22 protein-coding genes are annotated in these 21,896 nt (G+C 42.4%); 17 read left to right on the forward strand and 5 right to left on the reverse strand.

All coding sequences use genetic code 11. The features are described from left to right. Positions 1–14: 14 nt before the first annotated feature. From nrdG to FYJ75_RS05430, 3 genes are read left to right on the forward strand one after another with little or no spacing between them, the layout of a single operon-like run. A complete protein-coding gene (gene nrdG, locus FYJ75_RS05420; protein WP_154429443.1) occupies positions 15–548 on the forward strand; it encodes an anaerobic ribonucleoside-triphosphate reductase activating protein in 534 nt (177 codons plus the stop codon). A 29-nt stretch (positions 549–577) separates the two neighbouring features. Beyond that, a complete protein-coding gene (locus FYJ75_RS05425; protein ID WP_154429444.1) occupies positions 578–2,035 on the forward strand; it encodes a 6TM ABC transporter family protein in 1,458 nt (485 codons plus the stop codon). A gap of 39 nt (positions 2,036–2,074) precedes the next feature. Then, complete coding sequence (locus tag FYJ75_RS05430; RefSeq protein ID WP_154429445.1) at positions 2,075–2,227, forward strand: hypothetical protein; 153 nt, start codon at positions 2,075–2,077, stop codon at positions 2,225–2,227. A gap of 962 nt (positions 2,228–3,189) precedes the next feature. Here the strand turns inward: FYJ75_RS05430 and FYJ75_RS14820 are convergent. Next, on the reverse strand, positions 3,190–3,390 hold the full coding sequence (locus FYJ75_RS14820; RefSeq protein WP_154429446.1) for a helix-turn-helix domain-containing protein: 201 nt from the start codon (positions 3,388–3,390) through the stop codon (positions 3,190–3,192). 122 nt (positions 3,391–3,512) lie between these two features. On the opposite strand from FYJ75_RS14820, the gene FYJ75_RS05440 reads away from it, so the two are divergent. Both FYJ75_RS05440 and FYJ75_RS05445 read left to right on the forward strand, forming a co-directional pair. Then, a complete protein-coding gene (locus FYJ75_RS05440) occupies positions 3,513–4,784 on the forward strand; it encodes a hypothetical protein (protein WP_154429447.1) in 1,272 nt (423 codons plus the stop codon). 78 nt (positions 4,785–4,862) lie between these two features. After that, positions 4,863–5,558, forward strand: coding sequence for a hypothetical protein (locus FYJ75_RS05445; RefSeq protein ID WP_154429448.1), 696 nt, complete (start codon positions 4,863–4,865; stop codon positions 5,556–5,558). 41 nt (positions 5,559–5,599) lie between these two features. Here FYJ75_RS05445 and FYJ75_RS05450 read toward each other — a convergent pair whose 3' ends face one another. Together FYJ75_RS05450 and asnB are read right to left on the reverse strand one after the other, a co-directional pair. Further along, positions 5,600–6,400 carry an MBL fold metallo-hydrolase gene (locus FYJ75_RS05450; protein WP_154429449.1) on the reverse strand — a complete coding sequence of 267 codons (801 nt, stop codon included), beginning with the start codon at positions 6,398–6,400 and terminating at the stop codon, positions 5,600–5,602. A gap of 20 nt (positions 6,401–6,420) precedes the next feature. Beyond that, positions 6,421–8,229, reverse strand: a complete 1,809-nt coding sequence (gene asnB / locus FYJ75_RS05455) for an asparagine synthase (glutamine-hydrolyzing) (protein ID WP_154429450.1) — start codon at positions 8,227–8,229, stop codon at positions 6,421–6,423. Between the two features lie 295 nt (positions 8,230–8,524). Here asnB and FYJ75_RS05460 point away from each other — a divergent pair, with 295 nt between their 5' ends. Genes FYJ75_RS05460 through FYJ75_RS05470 form a run of 3 tightly spaced genes read left to right on the forward strand, consistent with a single transcriptional unit; the run spans position 8,525 to position 11,592 of the window. After that, entirely contained in the window at positions 8,525–8,881 is a 357-nt protein-coding gene (locus FYJ75_RS05460) for a hypothetical protein (protein ID WP_154429451.1), read from the forward strand. After that, positions 8,878–9,984, forward strand: a complete 1,107-nt coding sequence (gene fliB / locus FYJ75_RS05465) for a flagellin lysine-N-methylase (protein WP_154429452.1) — start codon at positions 8,878–8,880, stop codon at positions 9,982–9,984. The genes FYJ75_RS05460 and fliB overlap by 4 nt, the downstream gene beginning before the upstream one ends. Positions 9,985–10,041: 57 nt before the next feature. Then, complete coding sequence (locus FYJ75_RS05470) at positions 10,042–11,592, forward strand: methyl-accepting chemotaxis protein (RefSeq protein WP_195838947.1); 1,551 nt, start codon at positions 10,042–10,044, stop codon at positions 11,590–11,592. A gap of 93 nt (positions 11,593–11,685) precedes the next feature. On the opposite strand, the gene FYJ75_RS05475 is transcribed toward FYJ75_RS05470, so the two are convergent. Next, on the reverse strand, positions 11,686–12,657 hold the full coding sequence (locus tag FYJ75_RS05475) for an aldolase catalytic domain-containing protein (RefSeq protein WP_154429454.1): 972 nt from the start codon (positions 12,655–12,657) through the stop codon (positions 11,686–11,688). Positions 12,658–12,865: 208 nt separating this feature from the next. On the opposite strand from FYJ75_RS05475, the gene FYJ75_RS05480 reads away from it, so the two are divergent. The 8 genes from FYJ75_RS05480 (at position 12,866) to FYJ75_RS05515 (ending at position 19,923) form a co-directional block, all read left to right on the forward strand. After that, a complete protein-coding gene (locus FYJ75_RS05480; RefSeq protein ID WP_154429455.1) occupies positions 12,866–13,828 on the forward strand; it encodes an MraY family glycosyltransferase in 963 nt (320 codons plus the stop codon). Positions 13,829–13,876: 48 nt separating this feature from the next. Further along, positions 13,877–14,896: a molybdopterin-binding protein gene (locus FYJ75_RS05485; RefSeq protein ID WP_154429456.1), complete on the forward strand. Its 1,020-nt coding sequence runs from the start codon at positions 13,877–13,879 to the stop codon at positions 14,894–14,896. Positions 14,897–14,908: 12 nt separating this feature from the next. After that, the gene (gene moaC / locus FYJ75_RS05490; RefSeq protein ID WP_154429457.1) at positions 14,909–15,388 is read left to right on the forward strand and encodes a cyclic pyranopterin monophosphate synthase MoaC; all 480 of its coding nucleotides are present in this window, start codon (positions 14,909–14,911) and stop codon (positions 15,386–15,388) included. Continuing rightward, on the forward strand, positions 15,372–16,352 hold the full coding sequence (moaA, locus tag FYJ75_RS05495) for a GTP 3',8-cyclase MoaA (protein WP_154429458.1): 981 nt from the start codon (positions 15,372–15,374) through the stop codon (positions 16,350–16,352). Before moaC ends, moaA begins: the two co-directional genes overlap by 17 nt. A gap of 1 nt (position 16,353) precedes the next feature. Next, positions 16,354–17,265, forward strand: coding sequence for an MOSC domain-containing protein (locus FYJ75_RS05500; RefSeq protein ID WP_154429459.1), 912 nt, complete (start codon positions 16,354–16,356; stop codon positions 17,263–17,265). Positions 17,266–17,338: 73 nt separating this feature from the next. Beyond that, entirely contained in the window at positions 17,339–18,139 is an 801-nt protein-coding gene (modA, locus tag FYJ75_RS05505; RefSeq protein ID WP_408638901.1) for a molybdate ABC transporter substrate-binding protein, read from the forward strand. A 27-nt stretch (positions 18,140–18,166) separates the two neighbouring features. Continuing rightward, entirely contained in the window at positions 18,167–18,826 is a 660-nt protein-coding gene (gene modB, locus FYJ75_RS05510) for a molybdate ABC transporter permease subunit (RefSeq protein WP_154429461.1), read from the forward strand. Beyond that, entirely contained in the window at positions 18,823–19,923 is a 1,101-nt protein-coding gene (locus FYJ75_RS05515) for a sulfate/molybdate ABC transporter ATP-binding protein (protein WP_154429462.1), read from the forward strand. The genes modB and FYJ75_RS05515 overlap by 4 nt, the downstream gene beginning before the upstream one ends. Before the next feature lie 5 nt (positions 19,924–19,928). Here FYJ75_RS05515 and FYJ75_RS05520 read toward each other — a convergent pair whose 3' ends face one another. Continuing rightward, positions 19,929–20,972 (reverse strand): DUF6709 family protein, encoded by a 1,044-nt coding sequence (locus tag FYJ75_RS05520; RefSeq protein WP_154429463.1) that lies wholly within the window; start codon positions 20,970–20,972, stop codon positions 19,929–19,931. 116 nt (positions 20,973–21,088) lie between these two features. Here FYJ75_RS05520 and FYJ75_RS05525 point away from each other — a divergent pair, with 116 nt between their 5' ends. Continuing rightward, on the forward strand, positions 21,089–21,895 hold the full coding sequence (locus tag FYJ75_RS05525) for a class I SAM-dependent DNA methyltransferase (RefSeq protein WP_154429464.1): 807 nt from the start codon (positions 21,089–21,091) through the stop codon (positions 21,893–21,895). The last annotated feature ends 1 nt before the right edge of the window (position 21,896 follow it).

Here is a 21,896-nt window from a genome sequence, read left to right on the forward strand (position 1 = left end):
TGAAAGGAAACACTATGAATTACGGACAAATTTATTATGCAGATGTTGCAAATGGAATCGGATGCAGAACTTCTCTTTTTGTGTCAGGCTGTACGCACCATTGCAAAGGCTGCTTTAATGATATGACTTGGGATTTCACATATGGTCATCCATATACACAGGAAACAGAGGATAAGATCGTGGAATCTTTAAAACCATCCTATATTTCGGGTCTTACGATTCTTGGAGGAGAACCGATGGAACTCTTAAACCAGAAAGCAATCGCACCATTGATCGAGCGGGTAAAAAAAGAAGTTCCGCATGCATCAATCTGGATCTACTCAGGATATACATGGGAAGAATTAAATGATCCGGATAATAAAAGATGTCATGGAGAATACACCGATGCAATTTTATCGCAGATTGATATTCTGGTGGATGGAGAATTTGTAGAAGAGAAGAAAGATATTGCTTTAAGCTTCCGTGGTTCTTCCAACCAGAGAATCATAGATGTACCAAAGACATTTGAGGCAGGACACATTGTAATCTCCGATTATCAGGTACGTTAAAATGAAAAAGCAGATGGAGGAAGCAGAAGATGAACCGGTATGACATGAGACAATTTGATCCGAAAAGTTATCCCTGGAATGAAAAAGGAAAGAAAACAGCAGTTCATTATATTGTGTGGAGATGGATCGTATCGATCCTGATCATGGCTGGAATTGTATATATGGTAGTTTCAACAAAAATGGAAATGCTGAGTTTTTCAGGTGCTCTCTGTGAGATGCTTGCTTTTGTCGCATTGGACATCGCATTTCTCCTATTGATTGCCGGATTTTACCGGTGGAAAAGCCATAAGCTTGAGCCGGAAGCGCAGCATGACTTTCTTCTTTGGATATATCGGAGAAACAGGAACAGAAGTGTCTTGATGGATAATCTTTCCTTGCTTGGTATGGCAAAGATCAAGGCGGAGCGCAGAGAATACGAAGCATGTAAAGACGCGCTGGCTCTTGTAAAAACGGAAAAACTGCAGCAGCCGGATCTGAAGCTTTACTATAAATTACAGATGGATGCGGCTATGTATATCGGTGATGTGGCAGCTGCGGAGGAATGGAGAGTGCGTTTTACCGGAATTCAGGGAGAATTTCCGGTTGTAAGAAAATTCCACTCGATCAGAAACAGTCTGATCTTCCTTTTTCTGAGTTATTTGCTGGCGTATAAAGGACTGAGTATCGGACTGCAGGAACCGTATGAACTGCGTACAGCATATCAGATGTGGTCAGAGCTTATTGTAGCGGTCGGCGGAACAGTCTGCTGTGGCATCTGGATTGCACAGGTCTGGAAACGTTATAAGGCATGGAAACAGGAACACAACAGGAGAAATATATCCCAGATTCTGCTTATGGTTCTGCTTGTCCTTTTTGCACTGTTTTTCCTTATCGTGGGTGCGCTTGGATTACTTAGTGTACCTGAGGAAAGAGAAGTGAGCAGAGACGATAAGTATGTATATCTTGATGTATCCTATGGCACCGGTTACTACATCTGGTCTGCAAAAGCGGATAATCCGTTTATCCGGGAGACATATTATAAAAATTCCGGTCTGTCCGATTCTGATAAGGCAGATAAGGAAAGCAGAGGTTCTGATACAACAGGTGAGGAAAGTTCGGGTTTGAGTTCCGATGCAGCAGATAATGGAGATACGAATTTCTATCAGGATACCCAAAGTTCAAATGACAGCACAGAAGCAAAACAATATGAAACGGAAGAAAACGAGATGAATGCAGTGTGGCAATATCTTGTGTCGAATTCGGTGATCGAAGACCAGGGCTTTACGATCGACATGGATGCGAAAGGCTATACCTATGTGGTTGTTGGAAACGCTCAGGGAGACCGATTGGTTTTAAAGGGCAATGGCAGTCAAACAGACGACAACGGCAACGCGTGTACCGAATATGTCCTGGAGCAGGAAGGCGAGGATCAGACAGAACTTCTCGGCTTCTATCTGGTAAATCGCACAACGCTTGAAGTCACGGATGAACATAAGACGAGCTGGTAGGGTAAAGAATGCGTAGGATTAGGTAATGGAGGTGTTTGTATGACAATTATAGACGATTTGTTATTAGTGGAAGCGAATAAACGTATGGAAGATAATGGAGATAAAAAGACTCTTTCATTTGATTCAGTGATGAATGATCTGGGAATCAGTGAGGCAGAGCTTTTAAATGCGGAGGATGTAGATATCGAATGACGTTTGAAAAAGGAACCGGAGCAATTCTAATGTCATTTAGTTAAGTCAATATGAAATAAAACTATTTTTGTAACAACTGGTTAGATACAAGTGTTATTTTGAATATTGCTATAAATCTGTTGAAGTATTATAATGTATTTATTATTCACAAAAGAATGGGATTAAATGTATGTATGATAATGAACGATGTCTTATATTTGATGAATCAGGTAATTTAGGGGTATCTGGAAGATATTTTGTGATATCTTGTATAGATACAATGAATGCAAAATCATTACATAATATAATGAAAAGGAAACTCAATAGTGCAACATTTCCCATATAAAAAATTTGGAAAGTAGGACATAAAGAAAATTATGGTTAAAAACGGAATAAACACTTGCATTTCTGCATACTATATGTTAAAGTAGCAATAGAAGTTTGATGGGTATGTAAGCCCATATTAGTGTGTGAATATTTTGAACATAAGCTGCCTGTGTGGTAGCCGCTAATATGGCAGTACCCATTTGTTATTTTATTTTTGATATTGAGGTATAGATGATGATCCTATTTAGCATCATGGTAGGAGCTTCACTGTATATGCAAATACTGATTCGGAGAAAATTAAATCAAGTATAATTCAGGGTATTGAAGGACGTGCGAAAAAACGAAAGTTTTTTCACACGTCCTTTTGCTATAGATATTAATAGGAGTTATATTTTATTACAAAAATCCAGGTAGTATTCTCCGTAAATGAGAAAAATTGAGTCATTACACCGAAAAATATACGAATTTCGGCATAGAAAACTGCATATTCTCCGTAGGAAAAAGAAAATCCTTGATTACACCGCTCAATACGGCAAAACTGGCGGTGTAATCATATAGAAATGGCAATCTACGGAGAAAATGCCAATATTCTGCGTGTCATGGTTAGAAAATTGGGCGTAAATAAGAGGAAAACCATCATAGCGCCTCTGATTTCCTTATTTGAATTCTACGATGTCATTTGGAGAGCATTGAATGATATTGCAGAGCTTTTCAACGGTAAGCAGAGTAATATTTTTATTTTTTTTCAGATTATCGAGAGTTTTGTTGTCGATCCCGGATTTTAACAGATGATATTGGGAAATCTCTTTTTCTTTCAGCGTTCTCCATAGAGGGTCGTAGCTAATAATGGTATTCATCTCCTTAAAATAAGATAAATCTATTATATGAAATCCCTTTTACTTCTTATATTGTGAATATAATCACAATGTGGTATAGTGAATATATTCACAATAAACAAGAGATAGAAAAGAGGAATACTATGAATCGAAAAAAATTAATTATTATTGTGGTCGCAGTTGTTCTGGCAGTGCTTATAGCCGGAATCGGTGGATATCTGTATGTGGATCATGAAAAGACAACAAAGGAGGTCGAAAAGGTTGAAAAACTGATTGATGCAATTGGGTATGAAGATAACGGAAGTGGGACAGAAAAGGTGGACACTTCTGAGGAAACAGAGACGAACGGTGATACCGAGAACGTTGCGGTTGGTGTTGATACGGAATCAGATCACGGAATTACACTGGATAGTGAGACTGCTATCACAGAGGCACGCGCAGCATACGATAAGGCTTCAGAGAAGGTTCAGAAAAAGGTAAGTAACTATGATACCTTAAAGAAGTCAGAAGCCCAGTTAGAGACTTTAAAGACAGAGGTTCAGTCTGTTGAAGACAAAATCGATAAAATCGGTTATGACGAGTCTTTAGGTAACGATACTCAGAATTTAGTAATCAATGGTATCTCAAACGACAGTTCTACATGTATCGAGGATGCAAGAAACTCATACAATTCTTTACAGAACTTCTTACAGGAAGCAGTAGAGAACTATGACAAGTTAACGAAGTCTGAGGAGACTTTATCTCGTGTTGAGACAATTAAATCTGTAATCGATCAGATCAATGCTCTTGGTGACATTACACTTGATAGCGAAACAAATATCAACAATACGAAATCAGCATATGATTCATTATCTGATGAGGATAAGACTTTTGTTTCAAATAGTGAGACACTTGCAAATGCCGAAACTTCATTAAATAACTTAAAGCAGGAAGCAGAAGCTCAGAGAGTAGCAGCAGAAGAGGCAGCTAAGAAAGAAGCCGAAGCTCAGAAGAGTAACTCAAAGTCTTCAAACTCCGGTTCAAAGAAGGGTAGCTCAGGTTCTTCGTCTGCTTCAAACAGCTCTGCATCAGCGAGCGCTCCAAGCAATGAGTCATCTGATTCTTCAGCTCCAGCAGTATCAGATTCTTCGTCTGGCACCTCCGATGATTCTTCATCTAATACTTATAATAAGTGGGAAGATCCAAATTATTATACATATATTGATAATAATACCCCATACGACATTTCAGCATTAAATAGATTTATTAGACCAGATGCAAAAATTTATTGTGGTAGTTTAAATACATTTGCAGCATATAAAAACAGAACTGCATACTACGTAAATGGAGTTAATCCTATTCTTTATTGTTTTGAACTTAGTTGCCAGGATGATGTTAATACAGCTGTTCAGTATATGGAGGCCGCTGGTTACTAAAATTTAATATAGATTTGGTATTCGTATAAAAACGAATACCATTTCTAATTTTTACGAAAGAATAAGGAGGAAGATCATATGGCAAAAGCATTGTGGGCAGAAAAACAGAGAGAATGGAAAGCAGATGAACCATTTACAGATTTAAGACAGAAGGCACTGGATCATATCCGGAAAGCGGTGAATACAGGGTTTGTGGAAGCTGAGGTGAAAGAGACCTGGGCGAGAAGCAACAATCTTGCAGGACTGTTCTGGTGGCAGCTCAGGATTAATCCTTCGTATCTGAAAGAAGAATTACAGGAGTATACCCATATCCTTTGCATGCCGTATCGTGTGACATTAGAAGATGCGAAGGAGGCTCTGGGCATTACCGAAGAAGAAAATGAAATGAATAACATGCATTACATAAAGCAGAAAGGAAGTAATGGCTGGGGCATTTCAGAGAACTTCCCACACATTGATCCTTCCACAGGCAATATCCATATTGCATTTGATCCGATGAAATGGGATGGGAAGATCCATCAGCTGATCCTTGTAAAAAGGAGAAGCAATTCGCATCTTGGACCGGCATTGATTGGAAAGATGAATACAGCGTTTCATCAGTATGTGGATGCAGGGGAGAAGGACAACGGAAATTATATCATCTATGATCATGGAAAAAGATCCGGCGTTGTTGTGCCACAGGACTGCTATTATCCAATGCTGGGCAGTAATTCCGATGAGACAAAACAGGATTTTTCAGATATGTTTGAAGCCCTTCAGAAGCAGATCAGATAGAATAGAAAAAGAACCGGCGTTACAAGTCCGGTTCTTTTTTGCTACAGATCTAAAACTTCCAGATCATCGGGAATAAAAAGGCTGCCGTGGAAATAGCGTGCTCCTTCTTTGGTATACAATTCCTTGCGGTTCTGGATATGTTTGTCTTCCGTATGATATAAAAGAAGATTGGTTACATGCATCTGCGTTGCAAGCTCACATGCGTCTTTTACGGTAGAGTGATGCTTCTCATAAGGAGAGAAGATATCGGCCTCAGAGTAGAGACAAAATGCTTCGTGTAACAGCCAGGTACAGTCTTTTACGTAGTCGAGCTCATATTCATTGTATGGCTCATCTCCACAACAGGTCAGACGCTTTCCGTCTCCAAGATCCATGCAGTAGCCAAACTGTTTATCTTTGCTAGAGTGGATATCGAAGAAAGTGACTTTTTTATCAAGGATCGTCTTTTCTTCCCCATCGTTTACGGTGACAAGGTGAATGCGGTCATCGATAAACCGGGTCACCTTGGTCTGAAGCAGTGTCTCAGACATCGATCGGAGGATACGGATTACTTCATCGTGGCCATAGATCGTTGCCTCACCCTGATAAGTTCCTTTGTTCATATTCTGACCGATGACACGGATCAGCCACACAATGCCAAGAATATGATCGATATGCTTATGTGTGACAAAGATCTCGTGGATATCATTTACCGGAATATTTGCTGCTTTCAGCTGATGGAGAAGACCGCTGCCTCCTCCACCATCTACAAGCAGATGTTTATTATTTTCACTTAATACATAGCAGGTATTATAGCAGTCTGTAACAACTGCGCACCCTGTTCCAAGCATAGTTAATTTCATAAAGGATTCCTTTTGGTGTTTTATGCAGCTTTCTCATCGGTAAAGTAGATCTGATACCAGAGAAGGAAGATGTATACACACCAGATCTTTTTATAGTTATCGTGTTTGCCGGAGCAATGATCCTCGATCAGATGTTTTACGTAGTCAACATCAAATAATTCGGATGCGATCGGCATTTCAAGTGCTTTTAAGATATCAGCTTTGACATCGTCATCCTTGATCCACTCGCGGAGCGGTACTGGGAAACCAAGCTTTTTCTTATTGTATGCTTCGGTTGGAATGACATCACGGCTTGCTTCGCGGAGCAGATATTTTGTGGTGCCATTATGAAGCTTCTCGTCTAAAGTCAGCTTTCTGGCTGTCTGGTATACAGAAAAATCACTGAATGGCACACGGCCTTCAATGGAGGAAGCCATCGTCATACGGTCTGCCTTGGTGAAGATATCTTTTTCCAGCCACAGGCGGATATCAACGATCTGCATTTTACTTACGTCATCCAGGTCCTCGTACCCCTTTAAGATCTGACGGGAGATCTCTTTGTTGGTCATTGGATTTTTCACTTTCGTGATCTTTGTCATTTCCTTCTCGGAGAATACAGAGTTTACACCGATATATCCATCTTCGATCTTTCTGCCTTTTCGTACAAGGAAGTTTCTTCCACGGAAAGGAGGGAAGAGGGAGGCAAAGGAGCCGATTGCATGACGGATCACATATGGAACTTTGTCATATGCAGAGATCTGGTTATAAGTATTGTATCCGCCGAAGAACTCGTCAGCACCTTCTCCGGATAAGACAACTTTGACATCCTCACTGGCACGTTTGGCAACGTGGTAAAGCGAGATGGCAGAAGGATCTGCAAGAGGCTCGTCCAGATGATATACAGCATCACGCAGGGATTTGAAATATTCTTCCTTTGTGATGATCTTCTTGTGGCTTTCAATGCCAAGCTTGTTGCACAGATCCTTGGCATATTCCAGCTCACTGTATTTTTTCTCGTGGTAACCAATTGTATAGGTATCCTGAACCTTGGATAACGATACCAGGTAAGAGGAATCGATACCACTGCTTAAGAAAGAACCAACCTTAACGTCACTGAGAAGATGATGGTCAACCGAGTTTTTCATGGTCTTCTGGATCTCTTCTTTGGTTGTTCCTTCGCCGGTCATTTCCATTCGGAAATATTTACGTAAAGATAATTTGCCCTGACGGTAAGTGAAGCATGTTCCGGCTTCCAGACGATGGATGCCTTTAAACATGGTCTTGTCAACAGGAACATAGTTAAAACGCAGATAAAGAGGAAGAAGCTCTTTATCAAGCTCCAGATGATAATCCGGATGTTTTAAGATGGCTTTTGCTTCGCTGGCAAAAATAAAGCTGTTCTCGCCATGGTAGTAATAAAAAGGTTTGATTCCAAAATGATCACGTGCACCGTAATACTGATCGTTTTGTACATCGTAGATCACAAATGCATACATTCCGCGCAGATGATCGACGAGGTTTTCTCCCCACGCCTGATAACCTACAAGAAGTACTTCACTGTCACTGGTTGTCTGGAATGTATAACCCTGGGCAGAGAGCTCTTCTTTGATCTCCAGGTAGTTGTAGATCTCGCCGTTGAAGACAAGTACGAGGTTTTTATCCTGGCTGAACATTGGCTGTCCACCGGTTGCAAGGTCGATAATTGACAGACGGCAGTGTCCAAGATAGCCGTTTGCAGTATGATAAGTTCCGTGTCCGTCCGGACCACGGTGTTTGATTTCATCAAGCATCGTATTGATAATGGATGGATCCTGATGTTTGGTATCCATAAATCCTGCGATTCCACACATATGATATTCTTCCTTTCATGTGTTCATAATTATTCCCATAATTACGGGAAAATAGTATTTTTACACCTATTGTCACATTATGACACAATTTTGTTTGAATTGAAACAGAAATGAATTAAAAATTAAGAAATTTTTATAAATGCGCGGGTGTACCTGCGAAAAGAAGGTGAATAGCACCTGACCGTTTATCTTGTTGAAGGTACGAAATTATGCTATAATACCATATGTTTTTTATGAATGGGCGTTGTGCAGGGGACTGCATGACATAGAATCAGGAGTTTTGGGAGAGACTGTGATGAAAAAGAGATGGAAAGTCATTCTGGCGGCGGCATGCTATATTTTCGGCGTGTTTGCTTCCATATATATTGGTGGCTGGCTGATGTTAGTAAAACCGGTCCGGCTTTTGATGTATGCTTATGGAACAGGCACGTTAAGTGTAAAGCTTCTTGCTGTCTGTATTTTAAAAATTGTATTGTCTACTACGGTTGCGGGACTTGTTTGGTGTGTCGGTTACATCGGATGTAATTATTTCAGAGGAACAGAGGATGAGTATGACCGCCTGATCGAGCAGGAGATGAAGCGGAGACGGGAACGCCATGAACAGAGGAAAAAGGTAGAGCTATATAATAAGGAAAGTGGTGCAGAAGGATGATTTTACGAATACCGGATTTTTATGAGGATTTTTCCTGTATTGCAGATAAATGTACAGACAGCTGCTGTATAGGCTGGGAAATCGATATCGATGAAGATACCTATGAATATTATTATGGACTGGAAGGAGAACTCGGAGAGCGGTTCCGTAAGAATGTGTTCACAACAGAGGACGGCGAGTATGGTCTAAGACTTGATCCGCGCGGAAGATGCCCTTTCCTTGATGAAAAGAACCTGTGTGACATCTGCAGTGCATACGGGGAGGTGGCACTCAGTGAGGTGTGTACGGAATATCCGAGGACGACGATTGAATATGGTAATGTCATGCAGAAATGTCTGGGACTTTCCTGTGTGGAAGCTGGAAGAATGGTATTTGAGAAGGAAGAACCAATCACGCTGGTAGAACTTCAGATGACATCGGCGGAATGCGATGAAGAGGAAGACGAAGCGGATATCAGCTGGTATCATTTCTTAGAGTATGCGCAGAAAAAGACCTTTGAGATTCTTCAGGACCGGAGATTTACAATCTGGGAACGTATGAACCATTATCTGGAATATGCAAGGAAAGTGCAGGATGTGATCAGCGAACAGGATCTGGATGATCCGGACTGGAATACAGAACAGATCGATTACCAGATGGTGGAAGTGGATCAGCATATGCCGGCGGAAGAAAGCATGGACTCTTTTGAACAGTATCAGGACAGAATCTATATGCTTGAGCAGATGGACATCTTAAATGCAGAGTGGCGTGGTGTGAAAAATGAACTTGCCGGCCAGAACGAGGAAGCATATCTCCAAGGCATGAAGGAATGGCTTGCTTCTGGGGACTGCGTGGAGCGTGATTACGAACATCTTCTGGTATATTTCAATTACCGGTATCTGCTTCGTACGATCTATGATTATAATTTCCTTACAAGAGCAAGACTTGCAGTTACCTATACCAGGATTATACGTGATATGGATGCACTCCGTTACCGGAAGCAGAACGGGCATTATGACAGAGCAGACCGTATCGATGTTGTACGTATTTTTTCCAAGGAGATGGAGCATTCGGAAGAAAACTATAAGATCGCAGAGGAAGAGATTGAATTTTCTTCTTTCTGAGAGTAAAATGAGAACAGAAGTGGTACATAAGATACAGACCAGAGGCGAGGTATGAATATGGATAATGAGAGAAGCATGTCGGGCGAACAGAGAGTACAGCAGTTAAGGGACAAGATTGAATCACGAATTTACAGGGAGAAAGCACCTAAGATCAGGCGGGCGAACCGGATTGTATTGATCGTCCAGCTTATTCTGGAATTTGGAATTCTTTTGAATGTTGGTTTTATTTCTGCAACAAAAGGAGTGACATTTGCGATTATCGCAATGATTGCACTTGTGATTGTCGGTGAGATTATTTCCGTTTTTCTTTATTTCAGAGATCCGGGCGATGACAGGATGAATCACTTTTGGACGATTCAGTTTGGGGTTGTCTATACGATGGCAATTTTCCTGAATACCAATAACAGTATGATATTTGCTGCATTTCCTATTTTTGTTGCTACGATCATGTACAATAACTGCAGACAGATGGACCTGGACTGTATTACCTGTGCGATTGTGAATACGGTACGTATGATTTTGATTTTTGTCGGTGTTTATGAGTCATCGAACAGTATACATCAGGAGGGAATTACTTATATTATACTGATCGTATCGCTTTTTGTTCTGTCTATGGCAACTAAGATCTCCTGGAGATTTAATCATGATGCCATGCATTCCATGGAGGATGAGAAAGAGATTCAGGGAATTATCATGAAAGATGTCCTCGCGATTGCAAAAGGAGTTCAGGACAAGACAAAAGAGGCCGATGTTGTAATCGATCATCTGTATGATTCTGCGCAGAATATTAATAATATTGTTGGAGAGATTACTTCCGGTACACAGAGTACTGCAGATAACATCCAGAACCAGACCGTTATGACACAGACAATCCAGGATTCCATTCAGGATGCAGCAGGGCGCACGAAGAATGCAGCGGATAAGGCAACAGAATCCATGGAGACTGTGAAAGAAAGCTTAAAGACTATGGAGGAGCTCAGCCAGCATTCCGACCATATTGCGGTTACAAACTCCAAGGTAGTTGCTTCCATGGAGAAGCTTCAGAAGAAGACAGACGATGTCAAAGCAATTACGGATATGATCCTGGACATTTCAAGCCAGACCAACCTTCTTGCATTGAATGCTTCCATTGAGGCTGCCAGAGCGGGTGAGGCTGGAAAAGGCTTTGCAGTTGTAGCAGAGCAGATCCGTCAGCTTGCAGAACAGACGAAGAATTCGACAGAAAGCATTACCGAGATTGTCGGAGAATTGAGTGCATACTCAGCAGAAGCATCAGAATCGATTCAGGACTCTCTTGCGGTAACAGAAGAACAGAACAATCTGATCGGAGATGCTTCCAAAGATTTCGAACGTATTAATCAGAATATGCAGGAATTGAACAATGAGATGGGAAGCATTGATTCCATGATGTCAGAACTTATGAATTCCAATAATGCGATTGTGGACAGTATCAGTCAGCTTTCCGCGGCAAGCCAGCAGATTACGGCAAGCAGTGAAGAAGCAACCGGAATCACACAGAGCAACAAAGAAAGTTCAAAACAGGCAAAAGATATGCTTGAGCAGGTAATTGATTACTCACATCAGCTGGACAAATATATGGACCAGTAGAATAAATATAGAAAGAGTTTTAATACAGACAAAAAGAAGGCGGATTTTCAAAATCTGCCTTCTTTTTGTCTTATTTTCTTATAAATGCCGTTATTATTTGTCCAGAAGATCTGCGTAGAAGTCTGCATAATCAGTACGTCCCGCTTTGGTATAGTCGATGGCAGCGGATGGATGCTGGTTCAGACGACCGGTCAGAAGGTAAGGGATGTCATAACCCCAGACAATGCCGTCTGCTTTCAGAGGGAGCATATGTTCTTCGATAAATTTCAGTACCGGGAAAATATTATATTTTGGATTCTTCAGGAAACTGATCAGAAGTTCCATTGCACAGTTGCCTGCGCCACGTCCCATAGACATCATGGTTGCATCAAGGTAGCTTACCCCACGTGCAGTTGCTTCAATGGTATTGGCAAAAGCGAGCTGCTGGTTGTTGTGTGCATGCATTCCGATGTATTTATTGTATTTCTCAGCGACATCCATATATTTATCAGAAATGGCACGGATCTGTTCCGGATAAAGGGAACCGTAACTGTCAACAATATAAATACCGTCGGCAGGACTTTGTCCGACCATTTCCAGAGCCTGGTCGATATCGGCTTCTTTGGCATTGCTGACAGCCATAATATTACAGGTGACTTCGTAACCTTTTGCCTTGGCATCTTCGATCATTTCGATTGCAGTCGGCATCTGATGTACATAAGTGGCAACGCGCACCATATCGATGACACTGTCTTTTTTGTCGATAATGTCATGTTTGTAATCGCATCGTCCGACATCTGCCATGACAGAGATCTTCATATCGGAATTATTTTCGCCAACGATTGCACGGATGTCTTCTTCGCTGCAGAATTTCCATTTGCCAAATTTATCAGGATCGAACAGTTCACGGGACGCTTTGTAACCGAACTCCATATAATCTACACCGGCCTTTACATTGGTACGGTAGAGGGCATTGATAAAGTCATCTGTGAAACGGAAATTGTTTACAAGTCCTCCATCACGCATGGTTGCATCTAATACCCGGATATCTGAGCGGGCGGTCATTAAGTCTCCTTTTTGAGCCATTGGTAAGTTCCTCCTTTAAATAAATGAATGATTGTTCTTTTGAATTATTTAGTACTTCAACGCTTCGACGCTTTAAAGCGTGTGAGTACATAATACCACAAAAAAAAGATTTTGCAAGTCTTTTGTAAAAAAAAGCATACTTTACTTTTAGCCGGGGTGCTAATATAATGAATGAGTGAATTTTTATGTATATTGAGGAGGATTAGAAATGATAAATTTCACAGGGGCTTTCGACCTCTCAATCGTAGCATTTATTGGAATACTGTTTGCTTTTGCAATTACATGTATTGCCATTGCCAAATTAAATCAGTATCTGCCAAAGGACATGGGGCGTAAATTTGCGCACGACGGCAAGCTTTCCGCCGGAAAACCAAGAGGGGCAGGTATTATTTTTGTATTTACGTTTGTGATCGCAGCAGTTCTTTTTGCACAGGTCAATCTGGAGATCGGCATTTATCTGTGTCTGATCGTAGTAGAGATGCTGACCGGATATTTTGATGACGCAGCAGAGAAGCCATGGGGAGAGTATCTGAAGGGATTTTTGGATTTTGTAGTAGCGGTTGTGGTAGCCGTTGTATATCTGCATTACAACAGTTCGGTAATCAATTTCGCAATTTTTGGTGGTTCTGTCACAATTCCACCAGTGGTTTTTGCAATCCTTACAGTAATTCTTGTATGGGCATCGATTAATGTAACAAACTGTTCGGACGGAGTAGATGGTCTGTCCGGAACTTTAACGATCATTACGATCATGACCATTTTTGTGATTGATAATGTGCTTGGAATCCAGGATGGATTTAATTACTGTATCCTGTTGTTTGCAGTATGTCTGCTTGGATATCTCTGGTATAATGCAACACCAAGCAAGCTTTTAATGGGAGATGCCGGTTCCAGAGCAATGGGAATTTTTATTGCAATTGCAGTATTAAAGACAGGCAGCCCGCTTCTGTATCTTCTGGTTGCAGCGGTACTCATTGTAGATGGTGGTCTTGGACTGATCAAACTGGCACTTTTACGTTATCTGAAAATACATATCCTGAAGAATACAACGACTCCGCTGCATGATCATGCAAGAAAAAAGATGGAGTGGTCAAATGCTCAGGTCGTATTTCGTTTTGCAATCATTCAGATCGTTATTTCCGTTGCTACCGTATATCTGGTTATGATGTAGGACTGTGGAAATAAAACAGGTATTACGAATGGATTAGGAGTTGATAACATGAAGCTTGTAAAAACAGAAGATGCAGTGGGACATGTGCTGTGCCATGATATGACGCAGATCATTCGTGGTGTCACAAAGGATGTCAGATTCCGAAAGGGACATATTGTTACGCCGGAGGATATTCCGGTGCTTCTTTCCATGGGAAAAGAAAATCTTTATGTCTGGGAAAAGGACGAGAATATGCTTCATGAGGATGAGGCCGTTGAATATTTAAGAGAGATTTGCTCCGGAGAAAATGTCACTTCGGGTCAGCCGAAAGAGGGCAAGATCGAGATCACGGCGGAATGTGACGGCATGCTCCAGATCGATGTAGAGAAGCTATATGCTGTGAATTCACTTGGTAATATGATGATCGCTACAAGACATTCGTATACACCTGTCAAAAAAGGAGACAAACTTGCCGGGACGCGCATTATTCCGCTTGTCATTGAAAAGACAAAGATGGAGGAGGCCAAAAAGGCTGCGGGGGATAAGCCGATTCTGAATGTGATTCCATATCAGATGAAAACAGCCGGACTTATCACAACCGGTAATGAGATAAAAAAGGGACTGATACAGGATACCTTTTCCGATGTGGTAATCGATAAGCTTGCAGCATATGGAATCAAGGTTGTGGCTCATGAATATCCGGGAGATGATGATGCACTGATCACAAAGACAATCGGTGAGATGAAAGCACAGGGACTGGATATGATTCTTTGTACCGGAGGAATGAGTGTGGACCCGGATGATAAAACACCGGGTGCAATCAAGGCCAGTGGAGCCAGAATTATCACGTATGGAGCACCGGTTCTTCCGGGAGCGATGTTCCTTTTAAGTTATTTTGAAGACGGAACACCGGTGATCGGTCTGCCTGGATGCGTGATGTATGCGAAAAGCACGATTTTTGATATTATGCTTCCAAGGATTGCAACGAAGACGAGGATAAAAGCAGAGGATTTTTATGGGCTGGGACATGGAGGCCTTTGTCTTGGATGTAAGGAATGCCGTTATCCGGACTGCTCTTTTGGAAAATAGAAAGGAGAACAAATGGCAGGATTTAATCATTTTGATCAACAGGGGAACGCTGTTATGGTAGACGTCTCCGAAAAGGAGATTACCGAACGGGTTGCAACAGCCAGCGGAATCATCAAAGTTAATCGGGCGGTGATGGATGCAATCGTTCAGAAAACAGCTAAAAAAGGGGACGTGCTTGGGGTTGCAAGAGTTGCTGGGATCATGGGCACGAAACAGACGGCAAGTCTGATCCCGATGTGCCATCCGCTTTGTCTGAATAAAGCATCGGTAGATTTTGTGATCGATGAAGAAAACGGCAGGATAGAAGCAATCTGCACGGTGAAAGTTTCGGGAAAGACCGGAGTTGAGATGGAAGCACTTATGGGAGTGAACACGGCGCTTCTGACGATTTATGATATGTGTAAGGCGATCGATCGCGGAATGGAGATTACAGAGGTGCATCTTCTGAAAAAGGAAGGCGGAAAATCAGGCGTTTATGAAAGATCAGTATAACCGGACAATCGATTATGTGCGTATTTCGCTTACAGACAGATGCAACCTGAATTGTATATACTGCAATCCGAAACAGCAGAATCTGTGTAGTAAAAAGGCTTCGCTACCCCTGTCAGATGAACAGATCGTGCGGTTATGCGGCCTTTTTTATCAGCTTGGTGTGCGGAAAGTCAAACTGACCGGAGGAGAACCACTTCTTCGGGACAATGTTCCGGATCTGATCCGGTCATTAAAAGAAACATGTCATATGCAGTCAGTGACGATCACAACGAACGGTGTTTATCTGAAACAGCAGCTTGCTGCACTGGTCCAGGCCGGACTGGATGGCGTAAATATCAGTCTGGATACTCTGGATGAAAAGCATTTTACAAAGATTACAGGATATCCGTTCCTGCATCAGGTGCTGGAAGGAATCCATTCTGCTATGAACGTTCCTGATTTGAATGTCAAGATCAATTGTGTTCCGTTTGAACCGTATCAGAACGATCTGATCCGGCTTGCAGCTCTGGCACGTGACAGGAACCTTTCTGTACGATTCATTGAACTTATGCCGATCGGAACAGCGGCAGGACAAAAAGGCATGACAAAACAGCAGATCCTTGGCCTGCTTGAAGCAGAGTACGGACCTGCTGTTTTATATGAGAAGAGGCTTGGAAACGGACCGGCGGAGTACTACAGTTTTTCCGGTTTTCAGGGGAAAATCGGGTTTATCAGCGCAATATCCCATAAATTTTGTAAGGATTGTAACCGCATCCGGCTGACGGCAGATGGACAACTGAAGACCTGTCTGCAATATGAAGCAGGGACAGATCTTCGAAAAGCGATGGAACAGCATGCAACAGATGAAGAACTGCTCAGTCTGATCAGTGAGGCTGTCAGGAGAAAACAGAAGGAGCATCAGTTTTGGTCGGATCAGAAAGCGTGTGGTTTGGAGAAACATTCCATGGCTCAGATCGGAGGATAAAATGGCAAAAGTAATTGCAGTGTGTACCAGTCAGGTACGTGGAACACAAAAAGAAAATGTGCATAGAGCAAAGTTTATAGAAGACTGGGGGATTGAAGGCGATGCGCATGCCGGAAAATGGCATAGACAGGTTTCGCTTTTATCTTATGAAACAATCGAGGATTTTCGAAAAAGGGGAGCAGATGTTGTAGACGGGGCATTCGGAGAGAACCTTGTGGTAAGTGGATATGATTTTACCAGATTTCCGGTTGGAAGCAGATTTTCCTGTGGAGAAGTGATCCTGGAGTTGACGCAGATTGGGAAAGAGTGTCATAATGGCTGTGCAATCTTTCAGAAAATGGGAGAATGCATTATGCCGCACAATGGCGTTTTTGCCAGAGTGGTCAAAGGTGGAACAATTGCAGCGGGAGACACACTTCAGTGCATGTATCGGACCGCAGTAATCACCCTGAGTGATTCTGCGTCAAAGGGAGAACGGGAAGACATAAGCGGAAAGGTCATCTGCGAGATCGCAGAGAAGTCAGGCTGTCAGGTTACTTTTACAAAAGTGATTCCGGACGACGAACAGACCTTATCAGAGCTTCTTTGTACGCTTTGTGATGAAGACCGGGTGGATCTGATCCTTACGACAGGCGGAACTGGATTTTCAGAGCGTGATCATACACCGGAAGCTACTTTAAAGGTAATTGAGAGAAATGCAAATGGAATTTCTGAGGCAATGCGGTATCGTTCCCTGCAGGTAACACCAAGAGGAATGTTATCGAGAGGCGTGTCCGGAATCCGTAAGAAGACCCTGATCATAAATCTGCCGGGAAGCCCGAAGGCGGTTCGGGAATGTCTGGAATATGTGATAGATCCTGTGATGCATGGTCTGGATATCTTAAAGGGAGTTACTTCTAACTGTGCACGGTAAGCAGTTTCACGAATGTCTATGAAAGAAGAGAAAATATATGAAATTCAAAAAAGAGATTGCTGTATTCACTGCAATGGTAACGGCTGTAAGTGTGGCAGCCTGTGGAAACACAAAGACAAATGATACAGACAAAAACACCAAAGACAATACAACAGAAACAGCAAGTGAGACAACCCAGATTGAGGGAACTGTGACGATCGCAGCTGCAGCAAGTCTGGAGAAAGTTTTTAACGATGAACTGATTCCAATGTTCAATGAGATGTATCCGGATGTTACGGTAGAGGGAACTTACGACAGTTCGGGAAAACTTCAGACCCAGATCGAAGAAGGCGCAGATGTGGACGTATTCTTTTCAGCTGCGACAAAGCAGATGGATGCGTTAAAGGATGAAGGTATGATGGAAGATGATTCCATTGTAGATCTGCTGGAGAATAAGATTGTTCTGATCGTGCCAGGCGGTGAAGAAGGATACAGCAAATTCGAGGATATCGTAAATGCGCAGCCTGTAGCAATCGGTGATCCGGAAAGTGTTCCGGCTGGCCAGTATGGAAAAGAAGCACTTACGAACTTAAATCTCTGGGATCAGGTAGAAGGTAAATTAAGTCTTGGAACAAACGTTACGGAAGTATTAAACTGGGTCGCTGCATCAAGTGCACAGGCAGGTATTGTATATGCAACAGATGCTGCTTCTATGCCGGATCAGGTTGACGTTGTTGCAGAAGCTCCGGAAGGAAGCTGCACAAAGGTTATTTATCCGGTTGGAATGTTGAAAAACTCGAAAAATCCGGAAGCTGCCAAAGCACTGATCGCATTTTTACAGACTGATCAGGCATCGAAGGTATTTGAGGATGCCGGATTTACAATTGTAGAATAATCACTGAAGAAGTAAAGGAGGATACACATGGACTGGAGTCCGGTACTCATTTCCGTTAAAACGGCAATTGTTTCCATCTGTTTTACCTTTTTTCTCGGACTGTGGGCTGCACGTGGAGTTGTGCGCCTGAAGTCTGCAAAAACAAAAGGTATGATCGATGCAATCTTTACGCTGCCGATGGCACTTCCGCCAACGGTAGCCGGATTTTTCCTGCTTTATATCTTCGGAACGAAAAGACCTGTTGGAATTCTGCTTCAGCAGGTCTTTTCCTGTAAGATTGTATTTACATGGCAGGCAACCGTGATTGCAGCGGTGGTGATCTCATTTCCGCTTATGTACCGTTCCGCACGTGGGGCGATTGAACAGGTGGACCAAAACCTTGTTTACGCGGCAAGAACATTTGGAATGAAAGAAAGAACCATATTCTGGAAAGTGATTTTTCCAGAGGCAAAACCGGGAATTCTTGCGGGAGGCATCCTTGCATTTACAAGGGGACTCGGGGAATTTGGTGCAACAGCGATGATTGCAGGAAATATCGCAGGTAAGACGAGAACGCTTCCGCTGGCTATTTACACGGATGTGGCGGCGGGAGATATGGCCGGAGCCGGAAAATACGTTGCAATCCTGGTGGCAGTATCTCTGATCATTGTATCTGCAATGAACTGGAAAGGAGGAAACCGCTCATGAGTCTTGAAGTGCATATTGAAAAAAAGCTTTCCAATATGACGCTGAAAATGGATTTTGTAAACGATCCGGCGAATGGAGTTCTGGGAATTCTGGGGGCATCGGGTTGTGGAAAAAGCATGACGTTAAAGTGCATTGTAGGAATCGAGACACCGGATCAGGGACGGATTGTATTAAACGGACGTGTGCTTTTTGATTCGGAAAAGAAGATCAACATGAAAGTACAGGAAAGAAGAGTCGGATATCTGTTCCAGAATTATGCACTTTTTCCGGGGATGACCGCGTCTGCCAATGTGGAAATGGCGATTCATTATTCCAATCAGCATAAAGGAATTAAGACCACACGGAAAGAAGAAAATGAAAAAGCAATGTACTACATGCGGCTTTTGCATGTGGATCAGCTGAAAGACCAATATCCACGGAAAATGTCAGGTGGACAGCAGCAGAGAGTGGCGCTGGCCAGAATTCTTGCATCCGATCCTGAGGTATTAATGCTGGATGAACCGTTTTCCGCAGTGGATGCCTATTTGAGAGAGCAGTTGCAGTTAGAATTATGTGATCTGCTCGGTTCTTACGGAAAAGATGTGCTGATGGTAACGCACAGCAGAGATGAAATTTATCGATTTTGTGATCGGATGCTTGTGATCGAAGGCGGGCATCAGATGGGATATGGTGCCACAAAAGACCTGTTTGCCAATCCGGAAACGATTGCTGCGGCACGCCTGACCGGATGTAAAAATATCGTTGATGTAGAAATCCTCGATGATCATCATCTGTTCATCCCGGACTGGAATGCAAAGATTGCAGTAAAAGGTCAGATTCCGGAGCATACGATTGCAATCGGCATCCGCGCGCATTATATGCATCCGGTATCTAAGGAACAGCTGGAGAATTATCGGAATCCAAAGACTGGTGAACTGGAAAATGTGGTTGCTTGCAGCAGACCACAGATTCTTGAAGATCCGTTTGAACGTGTCGTTGTGTTTGAACATCATGTCTGGTGGAAAATATCCAAAGAAATTTTTGAGGATGTGTATAAAGAAAAACTCCCGGGATACCTGAGTATTCCCGAGAGCAGTATTCTTTATCTTCATGAATAAGAAAGTCAGACCCTGCGTCGAAGAAATGCGTAAAGCTTTTCGATGTGGAGAGGCTTGCCCTGAACCGCTTCTACTTTGAGGCGGTTCTCTTCATTGAATCCGACAAGAATATCATGGTTGGCTTCGGAAAGATAATCGATGATACCGTCGATATCGGATTTGATATTCTTCGGACAGTGAATGTAAATGTGCTTGTTCGCTGATATATGAAGTGTATAGGAAATGCTGAAGTGATACCAGAGAAATTTATGCAGCGTGGAGTATTTATAGATCCACAGAATCTCTTTGATCGGTACGATTGCATTTCCGTATTGCGAAGTCTCGATAAAATAATGCTGGGTAATAAACATATCTTCGGTAGCCAGCTGAGGGAGCGTTGCAAGTTCTTCCTCGGCTTCTTCTAACATCTTCTTCGGACTTCCAAATACGATCAGGTTCTGACAAGTTGGTGAAAGCACCGGAAAGCGGATGTACAGGATATATGCGATCACACTCAGGACTGCATAGATCATTGTGCCATAGTAAACAATAAATAAAAATAAGGTTGGACCGACGGAGTAATCCGGCTGGCTGAGATAGTAGGTGTTCAGCTGGTTTGCAATACCATTCGTTGTCCATTCCAGATTACTGGAAAGGTTCTCAAGAAGCTCATGATAGGCATTCCCGCCGGATACCACTTTGCAGCTTACGGACAGGCTGTCAATCGTTGGAAGTCCCTGCTCACAGGTGGAAGGATTTAAAAGAACGATAATGACGCGGTCTCCGAATGTACAGTAATAATAATAGCCGATCGTGGAACCAAAACGTGTCTTGGTGTAGCCGGTAAATGTCAGATCCGTGAGTTTTGCATGTACAAAACGGTTGCCTTCCTCATAGACAGCGTGAAGTGTCTGGTCAGAAGACAGCGTGTCCGGATGTCTCATTTCAGAAAGTGGAAAAATGATCCACAGGACTGCAAGAAATACCAGATATAAGATTGGAGAAAAAAGTCTTCTGCGATAGAAGGCTTTTATATTTTTGGATATATAATGTTCATAATTTTCAATCATAGATAAACCTGCCTTTATGCTACTAGTATAAAGGTTTGGAATCGAATAATCAACCTTGCTTTTCGGGGCAAAAGTTGTTAGTATTATCTCATTGAAGAAAAGAAACAGGAGGCAGCATGGAAGCATATACAAGTTTTGCACAGGTCTATGATATGTTCATGGATAACGTACCGTATGACAGCTGGTGTGAATATCTGAAAACACAGCTGGACAAATATGGGATCACGACAGGAACTCTTCTGGAACTGGGCTGCGGAACGGGAAAAATGACCCGCAGAATGGCACAGGCTGGCTATGAGATGATCGGCCTTGACAATTCCATGGAAATGCTTGAGATTGCCATGGAGAGGGAAGCAGAAGTTGATCCTGAAGAAGAGGCAGACTGTGAGACAGCTGCTATGGATCTACAGCGTCAGCCGCTTTATCTGCTACAGGATATGCGGGAATTTGAATTATACGGGACAGTGAATGCTGTGATCAGTGTATGTGACTGCCTGAATTATATCCTTGAGGAAGAAGGACTTTTTCAGGTTTTTGAAAGAGTGAGCGAATATCTGGAACCGCAGGGAGTGTTTGTGTTTGATATGAATACACTTTATAAGTATGAAGTGCTTCTTGCAGAGAATACATTTGCAGAGAATCGAGACACCGGAAGTTTTATCTGGGAGAATTATTATGATCCCCGGGACAAAATCAATGAGTACGACCTTACGCTGTTTATTGCGGAACAGGACGGAAGGTTTTCGCGTTTTCAGGAACAGCATTATCAGAGAGGCTATTCCCTGGATACGATAAAAGAACTTCTGGGGAAAGCAGGACTTGAATTTCTTGCAGCATACGATGGCTATACGGAATCACCACTTACGAAAGAGAGTGAACGTATGACAGTCATAGCAGGGAAAATGAACATAACAGATAAGTAGG

The sequence above is a fragment of the Roseburia porci genome (assembly GCF_009695765.1).
GTDB classification, from domain to species: Bacteria; Bacillota; Clostridia; order Lachnospirales; family Lachnospiraceae; genus Roseburia; species Roseburia porci.